At 70.2% G+C, this 18,581-nt stretch carries 16 protein-coding genes; 8 read left to right on the forward strand and 8 right to left on the reverse strand.

Annotation, left to right across the window (positions count from 1 at the left end):
• Positions 1-235: 235 nt before the first annotated feature.
• The gene (locus tag OIE67_RS41345) at positions 236-2,131 is read left to right on the forward strand and encodes a Xaa-Pro dipeptidyl-peptidase (protein ID WP_326630765.1); all 1,896 of its coding nucleotides are present in this window, start codon (positions 236-238) and stop codon (positions 2,129-2,131) included.
• Positions 2,132-2,264: 133 nt separating this feature from the next.
• On the opposite strand, the gene OIE67_RS41350 is transcribed toward OIE67_RS41345, so the two are convergent.
• Entirely contained in the window at positions 2,265-3,488 is a 1,224-nt protein-coding gene (locus tag OIE67_RS41350) for a M20 family metallopeptidase (protein ID WP_326630767.1), read from the reverse strand.
• Between the two features lie 534 nt (positions 3,489-4,022).
• On the opposite strand from OIE67_RS41350, the gene OIE67_RS41355 reads away from it, so the two are divergent.
• Entirely contained in the window at positions 4,023-5,375 is a 1,353-nt protein-coding gene (locus OIE67_RS41355; protein ID WP_326630769.1) for a peptide ligase PGM1-related protein, read from the forward strand.
• Here OIE67_RS41355 and OIE67_RS41360 read toward each other — a convergent pair.
• Positions 5,347-5,607 carry an SCO4848 family membrane protein gene (locus OIE67_RS41360; protein WP_326630771.1) on the reverse strand — a complete coding sequence of 87 codons (261 nt, stop codon included), beginning with the start codon at positions 5,605-5,607 and terminating at the stop codon, positions 5,347-5,349. The two genes, OIE67_RS41355 and OIE67_RS41360, sit on opposite strands and share 29 nt — an antisense overlap.
• Before the next feature lie 83 nt (positions 5,608-5,690).
• On the opposite strand from OIE67_RS41360, the gene OIE67_RS41365 reads away from it, so the two are divergent.
• Positions 5,691-6,809 (forward strand): D-alanyl-D-alanine carboxypeptidase family protein, encoded by a 1,119-nt coding sequence (locus OIE67_RS41365; RefSeq protein WP_326630773.1) that lies wholly within the window; start codon positions 5,691-5,693, stop codon positions 6,807-6,809.
• A gap of 6 nt (positions 6,810-6,815) precedes the next feature.
• Here the strand turns inward: OIE67_RS41365 and OIE67_RS41370 are convergent, their stop codons facing one another.
• Both OIE67_RS41370 and OIE67_RS41375 read right to left on the reverse strand, forming a co-directional pair.
• Positions 6,816-7,853 carry a YihY/virulence factor BrkB family protein gene (locus OIE67_RS41370; protein WP_326630775.1) on the reverse strand — a complete coding sequence of 346 codons (1,038 nt, stop codon included), beginning with the start codon at positions 7,851-7,853 and terminating at the stop codon, positions 6,816-6,818.
• 38 nt (positions 7,854-7,891) lie between these two features.
• On the reverse strand, positions 7,892-9,166 hold the full coding sequence (locus OIE67_RS41375) for an amidohydrolase family protein (RefSeq protein ID WP_326630777.1): 1,275 nt from the start codon (positions 9,164-9,166) through the stop codon (positions 7,892-7,894).
• Positions 9,167-9,227: 61 nt separating this feature from the next.
• Here OIE67_RS41375 and OIE67_RS41380 point away from each other — a divergent pair, with 61 nt between their 5' ends.
• From OIE67_RS41380 to OIE67_RS41390, 3 genes are all read left to right on the forward strand, one after another.
• Positions 9,228-9,737: a MarR family winged helix-turn-helix transcriptional regulator gene (locus tag OIE67_RS41380; RefSeq protein WP_326630779.1), complete on the forward strand. Its 510-nt coding sequence runs from the start codon at positions 9,228-9,230 to the stop codon at positions 9,735-9,737.
• A 220-nt stretch (positions 9,738-9,957) separates the two neighbouring features.
• A complete protein-coding gene (locus OIE67_RS41385) occupies positions 9,958-11,124 on the forward strand; it encodes a helix-turn-helix domain-containing protein (protein ID WP_326630782.1) in 1,167 nt (388 codons plus the stop codon).
• Between the two features lie 137 nt (positions 11,125-11,261).
• Positions 11,262-11,456: a hypothetical protein gene (locus tag OIE67_RS41390; protein WP_146178077.1), complete on the forward strand. Its 195-nt coding sequence runs from the start codon at positions 11,262-11,264 to the stop codon at positions 11,454-11,456.
• A 101-nt stretch (positions 11,457-11,557) separates the two neighbouring features.
• Here OIE67_RS41390 and trpS read toward each other — a convergent pair whose 3' ends face one another.
• The gene (gene trpS / locus OIE67_RS41395; RefSeq protein WP_181307146.1) at positions 11,558-12,562 is read right to left on the reverse strand and encodes a tryptophan--tRNA ligase; all 1,005 of its coding nucleotides are present in this window, start codon (positions 12,560-12,562) and stop codon (positions 11,558-11,560) included.
• Positions 12,563-12,576: 14 nt separating this feature from the next.
• The gene (locus tag OIE67_RS41400; protein WP_326630786.1) at positions 12,577-13,890 is read right to left on the reverse strand and encodes a hemolysin family protein; all 1,314 of its coding nucleotides are present in this window, start codon (positions 13,888-13,890) and stop codon (positions 12,577-12,579) included.
• Between the two features lie 86 nt (positions 13,891-13,976).
• Here OIE67_RS41400 and galE point away from each other — a divergent pair, with 86 nt between their 5' ends.
• Both galE and OIE67_RS41410 read left to right on the forward strand, forming a co-directional pair.
• Positions 13,977-14,924 carry a UDP-glucose 4-epimerase GalE gene (gene galE, locus OIE67_RS41405; protein ID WP_326630788.1) on the forward strand — a complete coding sequence of 316 codons (948 nt, stop codon included), beginning with the start codon at positions 13,977-13,979 and terminating at the stop codon, positions 14,922-14,924.
• 38 nt (positions 14,925-14,962) lie between these two features.
• Entirely contained in the window at positions 14,963-15,115 is a 153-nt protein-coding gene (locus OIE67_RS41410) for a hypothetical protein (RefSeq protein WP_181307144.1), read from the forward strand.
• A 128-nt stretch (positions 15,116-15,243) separates the two neighbouring features.
• On the opposite strand, the gene OIE67_RS41415 is transcribed toward OIE67_RS41410, so the two are convergent.
• A complete protein-coding gene (locus OIE67_RS41415; protein WP_106236313.1) occupies positions 15,244-16,230 on the reverse strand; it encodes a malate dehydrogenase in 987 nt (328 codons plus the stop codon).
• A 58-nt stretch (positions 16,231-16,288) separates the two neighbouring features.
• The gene (locus tag OIE67_RS41420; RefSeq protein WP_326630792.1) at positions 16,289-18,469 is read right to left on the reverse strand and encodes a serine/threonine-protein kinase; all 2,181 of its coding nucleotides are present in this window, start codon (positions 18,467-18,469) and stop codon (positions 16,289-16,291) included.
• Between the last annotated feature and the right edge of the window lie 112 nt (positions 18,470-18,581).

Genomic DNA, 18,581 nt, shown 5'->3' on the forward strand with positions numbered 1-18,581 from the left:
GTACGGCACCTGCACGGAAGATAGTTGCTTGACCAGGGCCAACCAAACCGGGACACAGGGTCGCAACCTGTCCGTTATCGACATCAGTCGCGTCCGTGACCTGTGTCGCGGTTTTGTGACACAGCAGGGGTTCCACGAAATTTTGCCCAACTTTGGTGCACGATCACCCCTTGCCCCGAAGCTCATCGTGTCAGAGATTCCCACCGACGGTGGAAACCTCATATCGGAGCCCCGCATGCACCCACGCAAGACCTTAGCCAAGCTCATCGTGCCATTGACCGCCCTGCTCGTGGCGAGCTTGGCGGGAACGGCACCCGCCGCGGCCACACCGGCCACCCCGGCGATCAAAGTCGAGAACAACGCCACCCAGCCCGTCTTCTCCCGGGCGGACGCCATCAGCCAGACGGTGTTCGTCGAGGTCGCAGGAACCGACAGCGACAACGACGGCCGGCCGGACCGGGTGGCCGTGGACATCCTGCGCCCCAAGGAGACCGACCAGGGGCTGAAGGTCCCGGTCATCATGGAGGCGAGCCCGTACTACGCGGGCGGCAACGACGTCGCCAACCACCCCGTGGACGTGGACGCGAACGGCAACCCGCTGCCCGCCCTGCGGGCCGCCTCGCCCAAGCTGGCCGCCGAGCCGTTCGACGGCTACTACGACAACTACTTCGTGCCCCGCGGCTACGCCATCGCCCTGGTGGAGAACATCGGCAGCGGCCGGGCCACCGGCTGCCCCACCTCGGGCGACCGCAACGAGACGGCCGGCCCGAAGGCCGCCATCGACTGGCTGAACGGCCGCGCCAAGGGCTTCGACGCCGCCGGTAACCCGGTCCAGGCCACCTGGTCGACCGGCAAGGTCGGCATGATCGGCGTCTCCTACAACGGCACGCTGCCGAACGCCGTCGCCGCCACCGGCGTCAAGGGCCTGGAGACGATCGTGCCGATCGCCGCCATCTCCAGCTGGTACGACTACTACCGCGCCAACGGCGGCGTCCTGGCCCCCGGCGGCTTCCAGGGCGAAGACCTCGACGTGCTCGCCAAGTACGTGCTGACCAGGGAGAACGGCCAGGAGGTGTGCGGTGCCCTGATGGACCGGCTGACCGCCACGCAGGACCGGATCACCGGCGACTACAGCCCACTCTGGGACGCCCGCAACTACCTGAACGACGTGAACAAGGTCAAGGCCAGCGTCTTCGTCGTGCACGGGCTCAACGACTGGAACGTCAAGACCAAGCAGTTCGCGCAGTGGTGGTACGCCCTGGCCAAGCGGCACGTGCCGCGCAAGATCTGGCTGCACCAGGGCACCCACATGAACCCCTTCAACCTGCGCACGGAGGAGTGGCTGCGCCAGCTGCACGGCTGGTTCGACCACTGGCTGTACCAGATCGACTCGGGCATCATGCGTGAGCCGCAGGCCGACGTGGAGATCGCGGCCGGTCAGTGGGGACAGCACGCCTCCTGGCCGCTGCCCGGCACCGTCACCGTGCCGCTCCACCCGGGGCCCGGCTCGTCGCTGGGACTGCTGCCGCGCCCGCGCACGGCCAAGGAGTCGTTCGTGGACCAGAAGACCAGGACCGCCGAGCAGCTCGTGGAGTCGATGGGGGCGGACCCGAACCGGCTGGCGTACACGACCGAGGTCCTGCCCGCCGACGTGCGCGTATCGGGGACGCCGACGGTGTCGGTGCGGGCCTCCATGAAGGACGGGGCCTCGCCGTACCTGACGGCGCTGCTGGTGGACTACGGCACCGACGTCCGGCCCAACGGGACGCTGCTCTCGACCGGCCAGAACTACTGTTACGGCCAGGGCATCCCGGGTGACACCGGCTGCACCGTCCTGCGCACCCTGGGCACCTCGACCACCCCGTACAAGATCGTCACCAGGGGCTGGCTCGACGTCCGCAACCGCCACCGCGCCGACCGCACCGAACCGCTGCGGGCCGGCAAGGAGTACTCCTTCACCTGGGACTTCCAGCCGACCGACTACCTGTTCAAGAAGGGGCACCGGCTGGGCCTGGTGATCATCTCCACCGACTACGACTACACCCTGCGTTATCCCGCCGGCACCAAGGTCACCGTCTCCCCCGGCCAGTCGGCCCTGCACCTTCCGGTGGTGCTCGGCAAGCTCTTCTGAGCGCCGGCCCTCGGGAAAGAGAACGACCCCGCCGCCCGCTCCCCCAGGAAATCTCCGCCGGCGTACCGGCGGAGAGGGAGCGGGCCGGCGGGGACGGGTGTCTCCGGGACGGCCGGTCGGAGCTCAGGCCGTCTCAGGCCATGGCGCTGGTGATCGAGTCGAGCGGCCCGACCTCCCACAGCGAGGTCAGCGCCGTGGTGGCCATGACCCTGACCCCCATGGCGATCGCCTGCTCGTCCACGTCGAACGTGCCCTGGTGGATGTCGTACGTGATCCCGTCGGTCGAGCGCGTGCCGAGCCGGGCGAACGCTCCGGGAATCGACTCCAGGTACCAGGCGAAGTCCTCGCCGCCGAGCGACTGCTGGGTGGGGACGACCGCCCCCGCGCCCAGCGCCTGCTCGGCCGCCTCGCTCAGCATCTCGACGCTGACCTCGTCGTTGACCACCGGCGGCACCCCGCGGGTGTAGTCCAGGGTGGCCTCGACGCCGTAGGCGCTCGCGACCGACTCCAGCAGCGACTTGATCAGATCGGGGGCGGCGTGCCAGGCGTTCTCGTCGAGGCAGCGCACGGTGCCCTCGGCCACCCCGTCGTCGGGGATGGCGTTGGCCGCGGAGCCCGCGACGACCTTGCCCCAGACCAGGCTGAGCGAGGAGCGCGGGTCGACCCGGCGCGACAGCGCGGCGGGCAGCTCGGTGAGGATCTTGGCCAGCGCGAAGACGAGGTCGGCGGTCAGGTGGGGACGGGCGGTGTGGCCGCCGGGCCCGGACACGCGCACCGCGATCTTGTCGCAGGCGGAGGTGATGGGCCCGCTCCTGAGACCGAGCTGGCCGACGTCGACCCGCGGGTCGCAGTGGAGGCCGAAGATCCGGTCGACGCCGCTGATGCCGCCCTGGGCCATGACCTCGAGCGCGCCGCCGGGCAGCTCCTCGGCGGGCTGGAAGATCAGGCGTACCCGGCCGGGCAGCAGCCCGGCGGCGGCCTGCTGGGCGAGGAAGATCGAGGTGCCGAGCAGCACCGTGGTGTGCACGTCGTGGCCGCAGGCGTGGCAGGCTCCCGCCACGGTCGAGCGGTAGGGCACGTCCTTCTCGTCCTGCAGCGGCAGCGCGTCGATGTCGGCCCGCAACGCGATGGTCGGCCCGTCGCCGCTGCCCACGTCGCAGATCAGCCCCGTGCCCCGCGGCAGCACCGAAGGGGTCAGCCCGGCGGCGGTGAGCCGCTCGGCGATCCGCTGCGTGGTGCGATATTCGGCGAAGGCCAGTTCGGGGTGCATGTGCAGGTCGCGGCGGAAGGCCACGAGGTCCTGCTCCATCTCCGCCAGGAACGCGTCGAGTTCCCCCCGAAGCTCACGTCCCCGCATATGTCACCATCCCGTCCCATGCCGCGCGGCCCCACACGTGTCGGCCATCGCGGCTCATGCGCTCCAAAAGACATCCCATCCCGTGGTGGCCACCCGGTTGGAGCGGCCGCTCGGCGAATCCAAAGACACACCCACTGGTTTCGGTGCGCGAGATCGTCAGCACGGGCTTCGCGTATATCGTCGCGAGTGCCGCTCCGGCCGGGAGCACAGCGGTCGGCCGTGAGCCCGATGGCGATGCTTCGACTTTATCGCTCTCGTGCCGCTTCGCGCCGACAGTCACACCAAAAGTTACCTGATGGCATGACCGTAACCGCAGGTCGTCACGTTGTGTACAGGCAGGGCTGACCCGGAAATAGTCACAAGGGATCAGTAGATCGTGACCCGATGCTGTCAGTTCAAACGTGGTCAGCGATTTCGAATCCTGTCACCTTCTGTCATGGTCATCACACTCTAGCGCTGGCTGTCTTTGAGAAGAATGCGTGTTTCACTCGCTATATGATCACTAATATCCCGTTCGGGGAGAAGAATGCTGGGTTGAGCATCTTCGAGCCGAGTGAGGGGACCCTGGTGGTCGTGCCCTCGCTCTCCCTTCCGCAGGATGAGCTGCGCCGGATCACGGGAGCCAGGTCGTACGAGGAGCGCCTGCTCTTCCTGCTCCTGACGCTCCGCGAGCCCGGCGTCAAGGTGGTCTACCTGTCCTCGGCCCCGGTGGATCCCGAGATCGTGGACTACTACCTCGGCTTCCTGCCCGATCCGGATGACGCCGCCAAGCGTCTGACGCTGATCAGCCTCGACGAGCCCTGGTCCCAGCCGTTGACCAGGAACCTGCTCGACCGTCCCGACGCCATCGAGCGGTTACGATCGGCGATCGACGGTGACGCTTGGCTGGTGCCGTTCGTCCTGAGCGAGCTGGAGGAGCAGCTCGCGTCGTCACTCAACGTGCCCCTCTACGGACCGGCGACGTCCCTTTCCTATTACGGCTCCAAGAGCGGGGCCAGGGAAGTGGGACACGAGGCCGGCGTGCCGATGGCGCGGGGGTTCGGCGACGTGCGCACCGAGCTCCAGATCGAGGAGGCGATCGAGGCGCTGCCCGGCGAGCGGGTGATCGTCAAGCTGAACGACGGGTATTCGGGGCTCGGCAACGTGATCGTCCCGAAGACCGACCGGGCGATGACGAGCTTCTCGGCGGCGGGTGAGAGCTGGGGCAGCTTCACCGCGAAGATCCGCGACCGGGGGGCTGTGGTTGAGGAGTACATCGAACATCGCCCGCTCTACTACCCGAGCGCGCTGGCTCAAATCACGCCGGGCGGGCAGGCCCAGGTGCTCGCCACCCACGACCAGGTGCTCGGCGGTCCGAACGGGCAGGTCTACCAGGGCTGCACGTTCCCCGCCGCGCCCGAGTACCGCGCCGAGGTGGGCTCGTCGGCGCGGCGGATCGCGGAGGTGCTGGCCGGGCGGGGCGTGGTCGGGCTGTTCGGGATGGACTTCTTCGCGCTGAAGGCCGACGCCGGGTACGCGGCGCTGCTGTGCGAGATCAACCTGCGGATCGGCGGCACCACGCATCCGTTCGGGGCCGCCGTGCTGACGACCGGGGCCACGTACGACGAGGCCACCGGTCATCTCATGTCCGGAAATCAGCCGAAGTTCTACACCGCGACCGACAACTGCGCTTCGTCATGCCTGCGTGGGCGTACGCCCGGCGAGGTGATGCGGACGGCCGAACGCCTCGGGATCGGCTTCGACGCGAACCGGCGCACCGGGAACGTCTTCCACCTGCTCGGCGCGCTGCCCGAGCACGGCAAGCTGGGCTTCACCTCGATCGGCGACTCCCGCGAGGAGGCCGACGAGCTGCACGCCCTCACCCGCCGGCTCCTCTGCGGCCCCTGAGCGCGGCACCGCCACCGGAGCCGGGACCGCGCAGGCCGCGCCATCCACCCAGGCCGCGCCAGCCGATGACGCCCAGCACGACCCCGAGGACGACGTTCACCGCGATCAGGATGCCGTGCACGACGTAGAAGGCGGTCGGATGCCCGTCGGCCAAGTTAAACCCGAGATTCACCCACTCGAAGATCATGAATACGCCCAGGATGATGAGGAATGCGGCGAGCTTTCGTGACACATGCGCCTCTCTAGTATCGAAGGTGGATCTTCGGGGGATGTGTCGCCACATGGGCATTAACACGGAGCTACGCTGAGACCGCCATGTGGACGAAACTCGTGCCGGTCACGGCACTCATCGCCGCGGCCTCGCTCACCAGCGGGACCGCGTACGCCGCGCCGACGACCCCGGTCGGCGGCGAGGCGCTGGGCAGCCGCGGACTGGTCGCCCCCGCGGGCGTCAAGAAGCCGCCCAAGAGCAAGGCTACTTCGTACGTCATCGCGGACGCCGAGACGGGGCAGGTGCTGGCGGCGAAGGACGCCCACGGGCGCTATCTGCCGGCCAGCACGCTGAAGGCGCTGACCGCGCTCACGCTGATCCCGAAGCTGGACAAGGAGCGCAAGATCCGGCCCAGCAGAAACGCCTGCAACCAGGAGGGCAGCGCGGTCGGGCTGTCGGTCAAGGCGACGTACAAGGTCGACGACCTGTTCAAGGGCCTGCTGATGTCGTCCGGCAACGACGCCGCCATGGCTCTGGCCGAGACGAACGGCGGCCTCGACAAGACCATGAGCGACATGAACGCCGAGGCCAAGCGGCTGCAGGCGTTCGACACCGTGGCCAAGACGCCGAGCGGCCTGGACAAGCCGGGGCAGAGCAGCTCCGCGTACGACCTGGCGCTGATCGCCCGCGCCGGCCTGGCCAACCCGGACTTCAAGCGCTACATCAGCACGAAGACCACGAAGTTCCCGGCGCCCAAGGGGCACTACGAGATCAGCAACCACAACAAGCTGCTCTGGCGCTACAACGGCATGGTCGGCGTCAAGAACGGCTGGACGTCCAAGGCCCGCGCGAGCTTCGTCGGCGCGGCCACCCGCGGCGGCCACACCATCGTGGTCAGCATCATGCGGCACGAGGGCTTCTTCTGGGACGAGGTCGCCTCGCTGCTCGACTGGGGCTTCTCGGTGCGGGGCAAGGCCGCGCCCGTGGGGCAGCTGGTCAACCCGCTCCCGGTCGCCGCGCAGCAGCCGGCCGCCTCCGCGGCGCCCTCGCCGGGCACCTCGGTCACGCCGGCCGCGCAGCCGCCGCTGCTCGACTCGGCGGCCGGCCGGCAGACCGACTCCACCAGGACGGTCGGCTCGCTGGTGATCGGCGGCGGGCTGCTGTTCGGGCTGATCTGGCTCGGGTACGGCATCTACCGCCGGCGCGCCCGCTCACGCCTCTGACGGCCCTCACGCCTCCGACGGCCGGCCCGCCTCGCGCGGGGCCGCGCCCTGCTCGTGCGGGGCCGTGCGCGGCTCGCCCGGTTCCGCGCCCGGCTCGTGCGGCGCCGCCTCCGGCTCCCCCGAGCCGGCACCTGGGATCGGCGTCGGGGAGGGTGGCGGGCTGAGCCCGGCGGTGGCCGTCCAGGCGGCGACGAGGAGCACGAGCCGGGCCGAGAAGTTGATCCAGACCAGCAGGCCGACGATGACCGCGAACGTGCCGTACAGCGCCGAGTTGCCCAGCGTGCTCGCCAGCAGCAGCGTCGCTACCTGCTTGAGCACGCCGAAGCCGATCGCCCCGAGCAGCGCCCCCTTGGCGATCTCCCGGAACGGCTGGGCCGAGCGCGCCACCCAGCCGAGCAGGATCACGAACAGCAGCCAGTCGGCCCCCACGCTCGCCACCACCCCGGCCGCCCTGAGCCCGAGCCCGGCCAGCGGTGACGTGCCGAACAGATAGTGCAGGACCTTGTCGGTGGCCGTCGTGGCGAACCCGGCGACCAGCACCGACGCGATGGCCGTGACGCCGATCATGATCAGCGCGGCCAGGTCGCGCAGCTTGCCGGCCAGGAAGCCGAGCGGCGGCGTGGTCGTCATCGACATCTCCCGCAGCGCCGTGCGCAGCGCGTCGAGCGCGCCGAGCCCGGCGTAGAGCAGGCCGAGCAGGCCGATGATGCCGGCCGCCTCCCTGGCGGTGGCGATGCCGGCCAGGTCGAGGTTCTCGGCGATGCCGGGCAGCCGCTCCTCGATCGCCTGCTGCAGGGCGTCCCTGGTGGTCTCGCTGGTCGCCACCACGAATCCGAGCACCGCGTACGACAGCGCCACCAGCGGGAAGAAGGACAGGAACGCGAAGTAGGTGACCGCGCCCGCCAGCAGGTCGCCGGACTGCGCCTGGTAGCGCCGCAGCGCCCTGATGAGGTGGTCGAGCCAGAGCCTGCGTACCCGCCACTGGTCGACCTTGGCCCGGCGCCACGCCTTCACCGACCGGACGCGTTCCGTCAGACTCGCCATCGCCCGCCCCTCTTCCCGGGGATGCTCCTACCCCGTGATCACGCCCCTGCCACGGCGGACGCCGTCTCCGCCAGGGCCGCGAGCACGGCGGCGGCGTCGTGGTGCAGCAACTGCCCACCGCGCTTGACCACACGCCCGGCCACCATGACCGTCTCGACCACGCCGGTGTCGGCGTTCAGCACGACCGCGCCGATCGGGTCGTGGGCGGCGGCCATGCCGAACGTGTCCGTACGCAGGAGGACGAGGTCGGCCTGCTTGCCCGGCCGCAGCGAGCCGACGACCTCGGCCAGGCCGAGCACCTCGGCGCCCTCGATGGTGGCCAGGCGCAGCGCGTCGCGGGTGGTGAAGCCGAGCCCCGCGCCGCCGGGGCGGCCGCGTTCGAGCAGGTGGGCGGTGCGCATCTGGCTGAACATGTCGCCGGGGGCGCACACCACGGTGTCGGCGCTCAGGCTGGTCGGGATGCCCGCCGCCCTGGCCCGGCCGGTGGTGGGGTAGCCGAGGCCGAGGTTCATCTCGTCGACCGGCGAGACCGAGGCGGTGCCGCCCGCGGCGGCGATGCGCCGGAACTCCTCGTCGGTGTAGTGCAGGGCGTGCACGAACGTGGTGGGGACGGCCAGCAGCCCGTGCTCCTCCAGGAAGGCGAGCCCCTTGGCCGCGCTCTCCCTGCCGTGCCCGCCGAGGTGCGCGGTGACCGGCAGGCCCAGCTCCTCCGCCAGCCGCCACTCCTCAAGGGCGCGCCCCTCACCGGCGATCTCGGAGCCGAGTGCCGCGATCACCATGCTGACCAGGCCGGGCGTGTCGAAGAGCGTCTCGCGCACCCGGCGGGTCTCGGCCACGAGCCCGCCGGGCGGGCCGCCGTAGCAGTAGCCGAAGACGGCCCTGATGCCGGAGTCGCGCAGCGCCCGGACGGAGGCCCCGGTGTGCTCGGGGGTGAACTGGACGTGCGACCAGTCGAGGAGCGTCGTGATGCCGGCGTCCAGACACTCCAGCGCCCCGGCCAGGGTGCCCGCGTAGACGTCCTGGGGGCGGTGGCGGGGAGCCAGCTCGGCGAAGACGCGATCCATGTACTGCGGGAAGTCGATGTCGGGTGCGACCGCCCTGATGCCCGCCTGCCAGGTGTGACGGTGGGTGTCGACGAAGCCGGGCAGCACGATCCGCCCGGTCGCGTCGATCACCTCCGCACCCGGAGGCGCGGGCAGGTCCCGGCCCACCTCGGCGATCACGCCGTTCTCGACGAGCACGTCGATGTGGCCGAGGACGACGGGCTCCGGCTCGGTGTCGATGACGAGGCCGTTCTTGATCAGACTATGCATACTGAAAAGCTTATTAAGAAGCTTTTCAGAAAGCAATCTGCTGCTGAGTATCCTCGATGACGTGAAACCGGATGAGATCGACGCGCTCGTGCCCCGCTGGAAAGAGGCGGGGCTGTCGCCGTCGCTCATCGCCACGCTGGAGCTGGGCAAGCGGGTCACCCGCCTCCATCTGCTGTTCGAGCAGGCGATCAAGGCGGAGCTGTCGGAGCTGGGGCTGACCTACGCCGAGTTCGACGTGCTGACGACGCTCAGCCGGGCCGACGATCCCCGGCACGGGATGAAGCCGAGCGAGCTGTCGAAGTCGCTGATGCTCACCTCGGGCGGCATCAGCAACGTGCTGCAGCGGCTGGCGGCGGCCGGATACGTCGAGCGCGAGGCCGACCCGGGCGACGCGCGCAGCCGCTGGGTCCGGCTGACGGACGAGGGACGGCGCCAGGCCAGGGCGGCCCTCGAAGCCTCGACCAGGGCCCACACCGAGATCACCGCGACCCTGCCGGAGGAGACGGTGCGCCAGGCCGCGGACGTGCTCCGCGAGCTGCTGACCCACGTGGGCCGGCGCCGCTACCGCTGAACGCGCCGATGAGGACGGCCTCTTCGCGCTCCTGACCGCGACCGAAAACATGAATCTTCTACGCGTTCTCCTGGCGCGTCCGCCGGTCCGCCGTTCTCCATCCGGTACGGCCTGAGCAGGGCGGAAACCCGTACGGGCGGACATCGGGAGCCCTAACCTGTGGGGTGTTGGGACCGATCCAGGAGGCGTCACGCCAATGTCCGAAATAGCCACCGGGCAAATGGTCAGGCTTCAGCGCGAACGGCGGGGCATGAGCACCACCGCGCTGGCCACCCAGTCCGGGTGCACCCCGAGGCACATCGAACTGATCGAGCACGGCAAGCGAACACCGTCGCTGCCTCTCCTTCGGGAGATCGCCAAGGTGCTCGGCGTCCGCACCGCGGTGCTCTTAGGCGAAACCCCGCGCGACTCCCACGAGCCCAGCAGGCCGCAGATCGGCGACATCGAACGGGCCCTGTTCACCTGCCGGTCGCTGGCGCCCGACATCGAGCCGCCCGACGCCGAGCAGCTCTCCGAACGGGTGGCCGCGGCGCGCAACGCCTGGTTCACCTCGACCCGCCGCTACTCGATCCTGATGGCCGCGCTGCCCTCCATCGTCTCCGACGCCGAGAACCTGGTGCTCGACCGCACCCCGGGCTCCTACAGCGTGGCGACGGACGCGTACCTGCTGGCCAGGGGGGTGCTGAAGCATCTGCGGCGGGTGGACCTCGCGCATCTCGCGGCCGACCGGGCCATGCGCTTCGCCGAGGAGTCCGAGGACCCGCTGATGATCGCGTGGGCGTACTGGAACCTCGGGCAGTCGATGCTCTCCGACGACATGCACGAGATCGCGTACGACGTCGGCCGGCGCGGCATCGAACTGCTCGAACCGCACGTCGGCGAGGGCGACGAGCGCCATCTCAAGGCGCTCGGCGCGCTGCACCTGCTCGCCGCGATCGGCGAGGCCAGGATGGGCGACGACGACGGCGCCAAGGAGCGCGTCCGCGGGCCGGCCGCACGCCTGGCCGAACGGGTGGACGACTTCTCCGGAACCTACGACCTGGCCTTCTTCGGGCCCACCAACGTCGCCATCCACCTGGCCAGCATCGAGCACGACACCGGCCGCCCCGAGGCGGTGCTGCGCCTGGCCGACGACATCGACCTGCGGCGTACGCCGTCCATCGAGCGGCGCACCACCCACCTCGGCCACGTCGCCCGCGCCTGCGAGGACCTGGGCGACGACGCCGCCAGCCTGCTCCACCTGCTGCGGATCGAGCGGGAGTGCCCGGAGGAACTGGAGCACAAGCTGCTGCTGCGGGAGATGGTCCGGTCGCTGGCGCGCCGGGCGCGGCCGTCGTGGGCGCCCGAGGTCCGCTATCTGGCCGAACGGCACGACATCCCCATCTGAGGCATCCCCCGTCTGAGGCATCCCATCTGAGGGTGCTCCGTCGGAGGCGCTCCGAACTCTGAGTTCGGTCGGCGCGAACGGGGAGATCCTTCGCCCGAGTTCGTCACGCACCGGCGTTTCGATGCGACTGTGCGTTCATGTCTAGAGCGCCGAGTGCCGACTTCGTCATGGAACACCTGCTGCAGGAGGCGAACCGCGAGTTCTCCGGATGGACCTTCGAACGGGATCCGTCCGGCTGGACCGCCGTCCGTGGCGACGTACGTCTCACCAGGCCCAGCCTGGCGGCCCTGCGGGCCCTGCTGCGCGTGCACCGGGCGACGCGGAGGAGATGACCGGCCCGTCCCCCGGACCGGCGCGGGCCCGGGGAGCGGGGCGTGAAGAAGGCCGGGCGCGCCGGTCGATCGGCGCGCCCGGCCCTCGACGGCCGCAGGGGTCAGAGCGTGGGCAGGAAGCCCACCCGCTCGCGCACCAGGGCCATGGTCTCCTTGGCCACCGCGGCGGCGCGCTCGGCGCCGATCGCCAGCATCCGGTCGAGCTCGGCCTCGTCGGACAGCAGCTTCTCGGTGCGCTCCCTGATCGGCGAGAACGTCGCCTCGACGGCCTCGGCGACGTCCTTCTTGAACGTGCCGTAGCCCTGGCCCTCGTAGCGGGCGACCAGCTCGGGGATGGGCGTGGCGGTCAGCGCGGACAGGATGCGCAGCAGGTTGGAGATGCCGGGCTTGTTCTCCTCGTCGAAGAGGACCTCGGAGCCCGTGTCCGTCACCGCGCGCATGACCTTCTTGCGCAGCGGCCCCGGCTGCTCCAGGACGTCGAGGATGCCCGCCGGGCTGGAGGACGACTTCGACATCTTCGCCGTCGGGTCCTGGAGGTCGGTGATCTTCTCGACCTCCTTGAGGATGTGCGGCTCCGGCAGCGTGAACGTGTCGCCGAACCGGTGGTTGAAGCGCTGCCCCAGGTCGCGGGTGAGTTCGAGGTGCTGCTTCTGGTCGGCGCCGACCGGGACCCGGTTCGCCTGGTAGAGCAGGATGTCGGCGGCCTGGAGGATCGGGTAGGTGAACAGCCCGACGCTGGCCGCGCTCTCGCCGAACTTGGCCGACTTGTCCTTGAACTGCGTCATCCTGGCGGCCTCACCCATGCCGGTGAGGCAGATCAGCACCCACGCCAGCTCGGTGTGCTCGCGCACGTGCGACTGCACGAAGACGGTGGAGCGCTCGGGGTCGAGCCCCGCGGCGAAGAGCTGGGCCGCGGCCACGCGGCTGCGGCGGCGCAGCGCGGCGGGCTCGGTCGGCACGGTGATCGCGTGGAGATCGACCACGCAGTAGAACGCGTCGTGGGTCTCCTGCAGGGTGACCCACTGGCGGACGGCACCCAGGTAGTTGCCCAGATGGAAGGAGTCCGCCGTGGGCTGGATGCCGGAGAGTACACGAGGTCTGGCCATAGCAGGCAATTGTGTCAGGAATCCTGGTCGGGCGGCGACTCGGTCACCGGTCGGCGTTTCACCCGTACCCGGGCGATCCGGCGGCCGTCCAGCTCGGTGACGGTCAGTTCGAGCCCGGCCAGCTCCACCCGCTCGCCTTCCTCGGGCAGATGGCCCAGCATGGCCATCACGAAGCCGGCCAGGGTTTCGTAGGGGCCGTCGGGCAGCCGGATGCCGGTCTCGGTGGCGAAGTCGTTGAGGTTGGTCAGGCCGTCGATCTCGATCTCACCGGCGGGCAGGATGACGACGTCCTCCTCGACGTCGTACTCGTCCCTGATGTCGCCGATCAGCTCCTCGACCAGGTCCTCCATGGTGACGATGCCGGCCGTGCCGCCGTACTCGTCCACCACGATGGCCAGGTGCTGGCCCTCGTCGCGCATCTCGTTGAGCGTGGTGAGCAGGCGTTTGGAGGCGGGCACGAACTTGGCCGCCCTGATCGGCACGACCGCGCTGATCGGCTCGACCCGCCCGATCAGCTCCGGGTCGAGCAGGTCGCGTACGTGCACGAAGCCGACCACCTCGTCGTAGGAGCCGCGGTAGACGGGGAAGCGCGAGTGCGGGAGCGTGGCGGCCAGCCTGGCGGCGTCGTTCAGCGGCGTGTCGGCCTCCATGAACTCCACCTCCGTGCGCGGCAGCATCACCTCGCGCAGTTGCCGCTTGCCCGCGGCGAACACCTCGCCGATGAGCTTGCGCTCGTCGGCGGTCAGGTCGGTGTGCCCGACCACCATGTCACGCAGTTCCTCGGTGGTGACCTCCTCGCGGTCGGCGTTCGGGTTGCCGCCGAGCAGTCTGACCACGCCGTCGGTGGACTTCGACAACATCCAGATGATCGGGCGTGACAGGGAGGCGATGCGGTCGAGGAAGGGCGCCACGTACAGGGACAGGCCCTCCGCCCGTTGCAGGGCCAGCCGCTTGGGCGCCAGCTCGCCGAGCACCAGCGACACGTACGAGATGGCCAGCGTCACCAGCACCAGCGCGAGGACGGGCGCCACGGCCTCGGGCACCCGCCAGCCCGTGAGCACGGGGACGAGCTGCGCGGCCAGCCGGTCGGCGCCGAACGCGGCCGACAGCATGGTCGCCACGGTCACGCCGATCTGCACGGCCGACAGGAACCGGTTGGGGTCACGGGCGAGCTTGGCCACGCGCTCGCCCCGGCGCCCGCGCTGCGAGAGCTTGCGGACCTGGCTGTCACGCAGGGAGACCATGGCGATTTCTGCGGCGGCGAAGAAGCCCCCGATCAGGATGAAGAGCAGGACCAGGGCGATGTTGGCCGCGACGGTGTCAAACATGGTGGTTGGCAGCGTACTCGCCGGATTTCCCGCGTATGCTGAACGGCAAGCCGTACAAAATCAAACATATTTGAACAGGAGTACACATGAGGCTGCTGGTCACCGGTGGTGCCGGATACGTCGGCAGTGTCGTCGCCGCGCAGCTCGTCGAGGCGGGACACGAGGTGACCGTGCTCGACGACCTGTCGACCGGGCACGAGGACGCGGTGCCGGAGGGCGCCAGGTTCGTCCGGGCCGGCATCCACGAGGCCGGGCCGGCGCTCGCCGGTGTGGACGCGGTGCTGCACTTCGCTGCCAAGTCGCTCGTGGGCGAGTCGGTGCGGCAGCCGGGGCTCTACTGGGCCAACAACCTGGGCGGCACGCTGGCCCTGCTGGACGCCATGCGCGACGCGGGCGTGGGCTCGATCGTGTTCTCCTCGACGGCGGCCACGTACGGCGAGCCCGAGCGCTCCCCGATCGAGGAGGACGACCCGACGCACCCGACCAACCCCTACGGCGCCTCGAAACTGGCCGTGGACACGACCCTGAGCGCCTACGCGGGGCTGCGCGGGCTGGGCGCGGTGAGCCTGCGTTACTTCAACGTGGCGGGCGCCCAGGGCCGCTTCCGCGAGCGGCACGCCGTCGAGACCCACCTCATCCCGAACGTGCTCAAGGTCGCGACCGGCGAGCGCGAGTCGGTGAGCGTGTTCGGCACCGACTACCCCACCCCCGACGGCACCTGCGTGCGCGACTACGTCCACGTGTCCGACCTGGCCAGGGCCCACCTGCTGGCGCTCGGCGCGATCACTCCCGGCGAGCACCGGATCTACAACCTGGGCAACGGCACCGGCTTCTCCGTGCAGGAGGTGATCTCGGTCTGCCGCGAGGTCACCGGGCACGAGATCCCGGCCGTCGTGGGCGAGCGGCGTCCCGGCGACCCGGCCGTCCTGGTCGCCTCGTCCGCGCGGATCCAGCGCGAGCTGGGCTGGAAGCCGGAACGGGCGTCGCTGCGCGACATCGTCTCGGACGCCTGGGGAGCGCTTTCCGGGAAATGAGTCATACGGCAGGGCAATGTGTGCTGTGATACCGAAATGTGAGGACCTTTTCACCTAGAGTCACGAAGCTGATCTTCGGCGCCCTCATCGTGGCCGGCAGCCTCCTGGCCGCGGCCGGCGTCATCTTCGCCACTCCCCAGTCCGCCGCGGCGATCCTCCCGTGGCCCTGCGACGAGGCGAGCCCAGGATGACCGGCCTCCGCGCGGCAAGAGCGGTCTCCCGCACAGCGGAACGCGCGCGTCCCCGCCGACGGGACGCGCGCGCTCGATGCGACGACGGGACGCTCAGCCGAGGCCCGGCTCCTCGTGCCGCCTGACGCTCAGATGAGGCCCAGCTCCTTGACCGCCTGACGCTCCTCGGCCAGCTCGCGGACGCTGGCGTCGATGCGCTCGCGGGAGAAGGCGTCGATCTCGAGGCCCTGGATGATCTCGAACCTGCCGTCCGCCGCCCTGACGGGGAAGGACGAGATGAGCCCCTCGGGCACGCCGTAGGAGCCGTCGGAGACCACGGCGGCCGAGGTCCACTCGGTGCCGTTGACCCAGTCGTAGACGTGGTCGATCGCGGCGTTGGCGGCCGAGGCGGCCGACGAGGCGCCGCGGGCCTCGATGATGGCGGCGCCGCGCTTGGCCACCGTCGGGATGAACGTGCCGCTCAGCCACTCGGAGTCGACCTGCTCGGCCGCGACCTTGCCGCCCACCTCGGCGTGGAACAGGTCGGGGTACTGGGTGGCGGAGTGGTTGCCCCAGATCGTCATCTTCTTGATCTCGGTGACCGGCACCTGGAGCTTGGCCGCCAGCTGCGACAGCGCGCGGTTGTGGTCGAGCCTGGTCATCGCGGTGAAGCGGTCGGCCGGCACGTCGGGCGCGTTCTGCTGGGCGATGAGCGCGTTGGTGTTGGCCGGGTTGCCCACGACCAGGACCCTGATGTCGTCGGCGGCGTGATCGTTGATCGCCTTGCCCTGCGGGCCGAAGATGCCGCCGTTGGCGCCGAGCAGGTCGCCGCGCTCCATGCCGGCCTTCCTGGGCATGGCGCCGACCAGCAGCGCGACGTTTGCGCCGGTGAAGGCGACGTTCGGGTCGTCGGTGATCTCGATCCCGGACAGCAGCGGGAACGCGCAGTCGTCCAGCTCCATCGCGGTGCCCTCGGCCGCCTTCACCGCCGCGGGGATCTCCAGCAGGCTGAGCTTGACCGGCACGTCGGCGCCGAGCAGCTGCCCCGACGCGATGCGGAACAGCAGTGCGTAGCCGATCTGGCCGGCGGCTCCGGTGACGGTCACCTTGACGGGCACAGTGGCTGACGACGCCATGGCCTTCCCCTAACTCGCAGCGTGATTCGTTGACGTTGGGGATGTTACCCGCTCGTCATCAGCAGGTTTCCATCGCGGGCACTTTCAGCTCCGCCTTGAAGTCGACCTTGCCGAAATGGCTGGTCAGGAGCTGCTCGACGACACCCTTGGCGTAGAGGTCGGCGATCACCGCCTTCACCGCCTTGCAGGTCTTCACGTCGCCGTCCCTGATCCCGACGGCGTAGCGCTCGTTGGTGAGCTTCGCGCCGAGGATCTTGTACCGCATGTTCTCCCTGGCCGCGAAGCCGGCCAGGATCAGGTCGTCACCGGGCACCGCGTCGACCTTGCCGCTCCTGAGCAGGTCCATGCAGGCGGCGTAGTCGCTGGTCACCACCGGCTGGACCTTCACCCGGTCCTGGACGGCGCCGACCGACGGGCTGTTGGGCGCGCAGATCCGCTTGCCCTTCAGGTCGCCGATCTCGTCGATGCCGGCGCCCGCGCGGACGAGGAGGTCCTGGTGGGCGAGGTAGTAGGGGCCGGCGAACTGGGTCTGGCTCTTGTCGATCGAGTAGGTGGCGACGATGAGGTCGGTCTCGCCCTCGGCCAGCGACGACGCGCGGTCGTCGCGCCCGACCCTGACGAACGTCGTCTCCTTGGCCCCCAGCCCCGTCGCCAGGCGTTTGGCGATCTCGACGTCGAAGCCCTGGAAGGCGTCGCCGTTCTGCAGCCCCACGCCGGGCAGGTCGCCCTTGACGCCGATGACGATCTTCCCGGTCTCGGCCACCTTGTCCACGACCGAGGACAGGCCGGTGCCTGGACCCCTGCCGGACGTCCGGTCCGGGGTCGTGTCCCCGGTGAACGCCAGCGGGCTCCAGCCGTTCACGAACAGCGCGATCGCGGCGGCGGCCAGCAGCGCGACTGCGGTGAGCACCGCCAGCCACACCCGCGCCCGCCGGCTGCGCTCGGGCCCGGCGGGCTCGCCCATCGGGTACGGCGGCCCGCCTCCCTCCTGCGGCGCGGGCCCGGCGTACGGCGCGCCCGCCCCCGCCTGTGGCCCGGCCTGCGCTGAGGGGCCTGTGTGCGGTATCGACGACCCCGTCTGCTGCCCGGTCGTGTGGTGCTCCTGCTGTGCCATCGAGCCGTGCGTCGTCAGCTGGGACAGCCCGCCACGGGCCTGGGCGTGCGGCACGGGCCCGCCGCTCATGGACGACGGCGCCGCACCGCCACCGGTCTGGGCGGACGGCGCCGCACCGCCACCGGTCTGGGCGGACGGCGCCGCACCGCCACCGGTCTGGGACGGCTGCCCCGTGCCACCCGTCTGGGACGGCGCGGCGCCCGTGCGGCCCGGCTGCTCCGTGATCGAGCCGGCCGACACCCTGGTGAACGGCGTGGTGTCGTCACTGGCCACCTGCACGCCCCGGGTCAGCACCGCCGTGGAGGCCCCGACGGTGGACGCCTGGCCGAGCAGCCGCAGCAGGATCTGGTCGGCCGAGGGCCGCTCGGCGGGCGACTTCGACAGCGCCGAACGCACCACGCTCTGCAGCGGCTCGTGCATCATGCCGACGTCGACCTCGTGGTTGAGGATCCGGTTGAGCACCATCGCGATGGACTTGCCCTCGAAGGCCACCTCCCCGCTCGCCGCGAAGGCGATGGTGGCGCCCCAGGAGAACACGTCGGTATAGGGCCCGATGTCGTCGCCGGCGATCTGCTCGGGCGCCATGTAGGCGGGGGTGCCGATCGCGCGGCTGGTGATCGTGCCGGTGGAGTCGATGATCCGGGCGATGCCGAAGTCGACCACGCGCGGCCCGTCGGCGGCGATCAGCACGTTGTCGGGCTTGAAGTCGCGGTGCACGATCGAGGCGTGGTGGATCGCCGTGAGCGCGGTGGCGGTGCCGATGGCCAGCCGGTCGAGCACGGTGCCGGTGAGCGGGCCGTCCTCCTCGATGATCTCGCGCAGGGGCCGGCCGTCGATGTACTCGCTGGCGATGTACGGCGTGTCGCCGTCGAGATCGGCCTCCATCACCCGGGCCGTGCAGAACGACGCCACCCGCTGCGCCGCCTTCAGCTCCCTGGCGAACCTCGACCTGGCGATGGTGTCACCGCTGAACTTGACGTGCAGCAGCTTGATCGCGGCCCGCTCGCCCTTGTCGTCGACGCCCAGGTAGACGATGCCCTGGCCGCCCTCCCCGACCCGCCCGGACAGCCGGAAGGACCCCAGCTCGGTGGGATCGCCGGCGACCAGCGGCGAGATCTGCGGCATTCGTCATCCCCACGTGTACTGAACCCCATCGACGCAAACTTTACGACGCTCAGCAACTTCACAGGGATCCGTTAATGCTTCGTGACGTCACGGCTTCGACTCTTTCGCGCAC

It is taken from the genome of Nonomuraea fuscirosea (genome assembly GCF_035917475.1).
Classification (GTDB): domain Bacteria; phylum Actinomycetota; class Actinomycetes; order Streptosporangiales; family Streptosporangiaceae; genus Nonomuraea; species Nonomuraea fuscirosea.

What these genes read in the sequence shown, in the direction of transcription:
- OIE67_RS41345 (WP_326630765.1), top strand. Translation starts at nt 236, where the DNA reads ATGCACCCACGCAAGACCTTAGCCAAGCTCATCGTGCCATTGACCGCC.
- OIE67_RS41415 (WP_106236313.1), bottom strand. Translation starts at nt 16,230, where the DNA reads ATGGCGTCGTCAGCCACTGTGCCCGTCAAGGTGACCGTCACCGGAGCC.
- OIE67_RS41370 (WP_326630775.1), bottom strand. Translation starts at nt 7,853, where the DNA reads ATGGCGAGTCTGACGGAACGCGTCCGGTCGGTGAAGGCGTGGCGCCGG.
- OIE67_RS41400 (WP_326630786.1), bottom strand. Translation starts at nt 13,890, where the DNA reads ATGTTTGACACCGTCGCGGCCAACATCGCCCTGGTCCTGCTCTTCATC.
- OIE67_RS41375 (WP_326630777.1), bottom strand. Translation starts at nt 9,166, where the DNA reads ATGCATAGTCTGATCAAGAACGGCCTCGTCATCGACACCGAGCCGGAG.
- galE (WP_326630788.1), top strand. Translation starts at nt 13,977, where the DNA reads ATGAGGCTGCTGGTCACCGGTGGTGCCGGATACGTCGGCAGTGTCGTC.
- trpS (WP_181307146.1), bottom strand. Translation starts at nt 12,562, where the DNA reads ATGGCCAGACCTCGTGTACTCTCCGGCATCCAGCCCACGGCGGACTCC.
- OIE67_RS41420 (WP_326630792.1), bottom strand. Translation starts at nt 18,469, where the DNA reads ATGCCGCAGATCTCGCCGCTGGTCGCCGGCGATCCCACCGAGCTGGGG.
- OIE67_RS41365 (WP_326630773.1), top strand. Translation starts at nt 5,691, where the DNA reads ATGTGGACGAAACTCGTGCCGGTCACGGCACTCATCGCCGCGGCCTCG.
- OIE67_RS41350 (WP_326630767.1), bottom strand. Translation starts at nt 3,488, where the DNA reads ATGCGGGGACGTGAGCTTCGGGGGGAACTCGACGCGTTCCTGGCGGAG.
- OIE67_RS41390 (WP_146178077.1), top strand. Translation starts at nt 11,262, where the DNA reads ATGTCTAGAGCGCCGAGTGCCGACTTCGTCATGGAACACCTGCTGCAG.
- OIE67_RS41385 (WP_326630782.1), top strand. Translation starts at nt 9,958, where the DNA reads ATGGTCAGGCTTCAGCGCGAACGGCGGGGCATGAGCACCACCGCGCTG.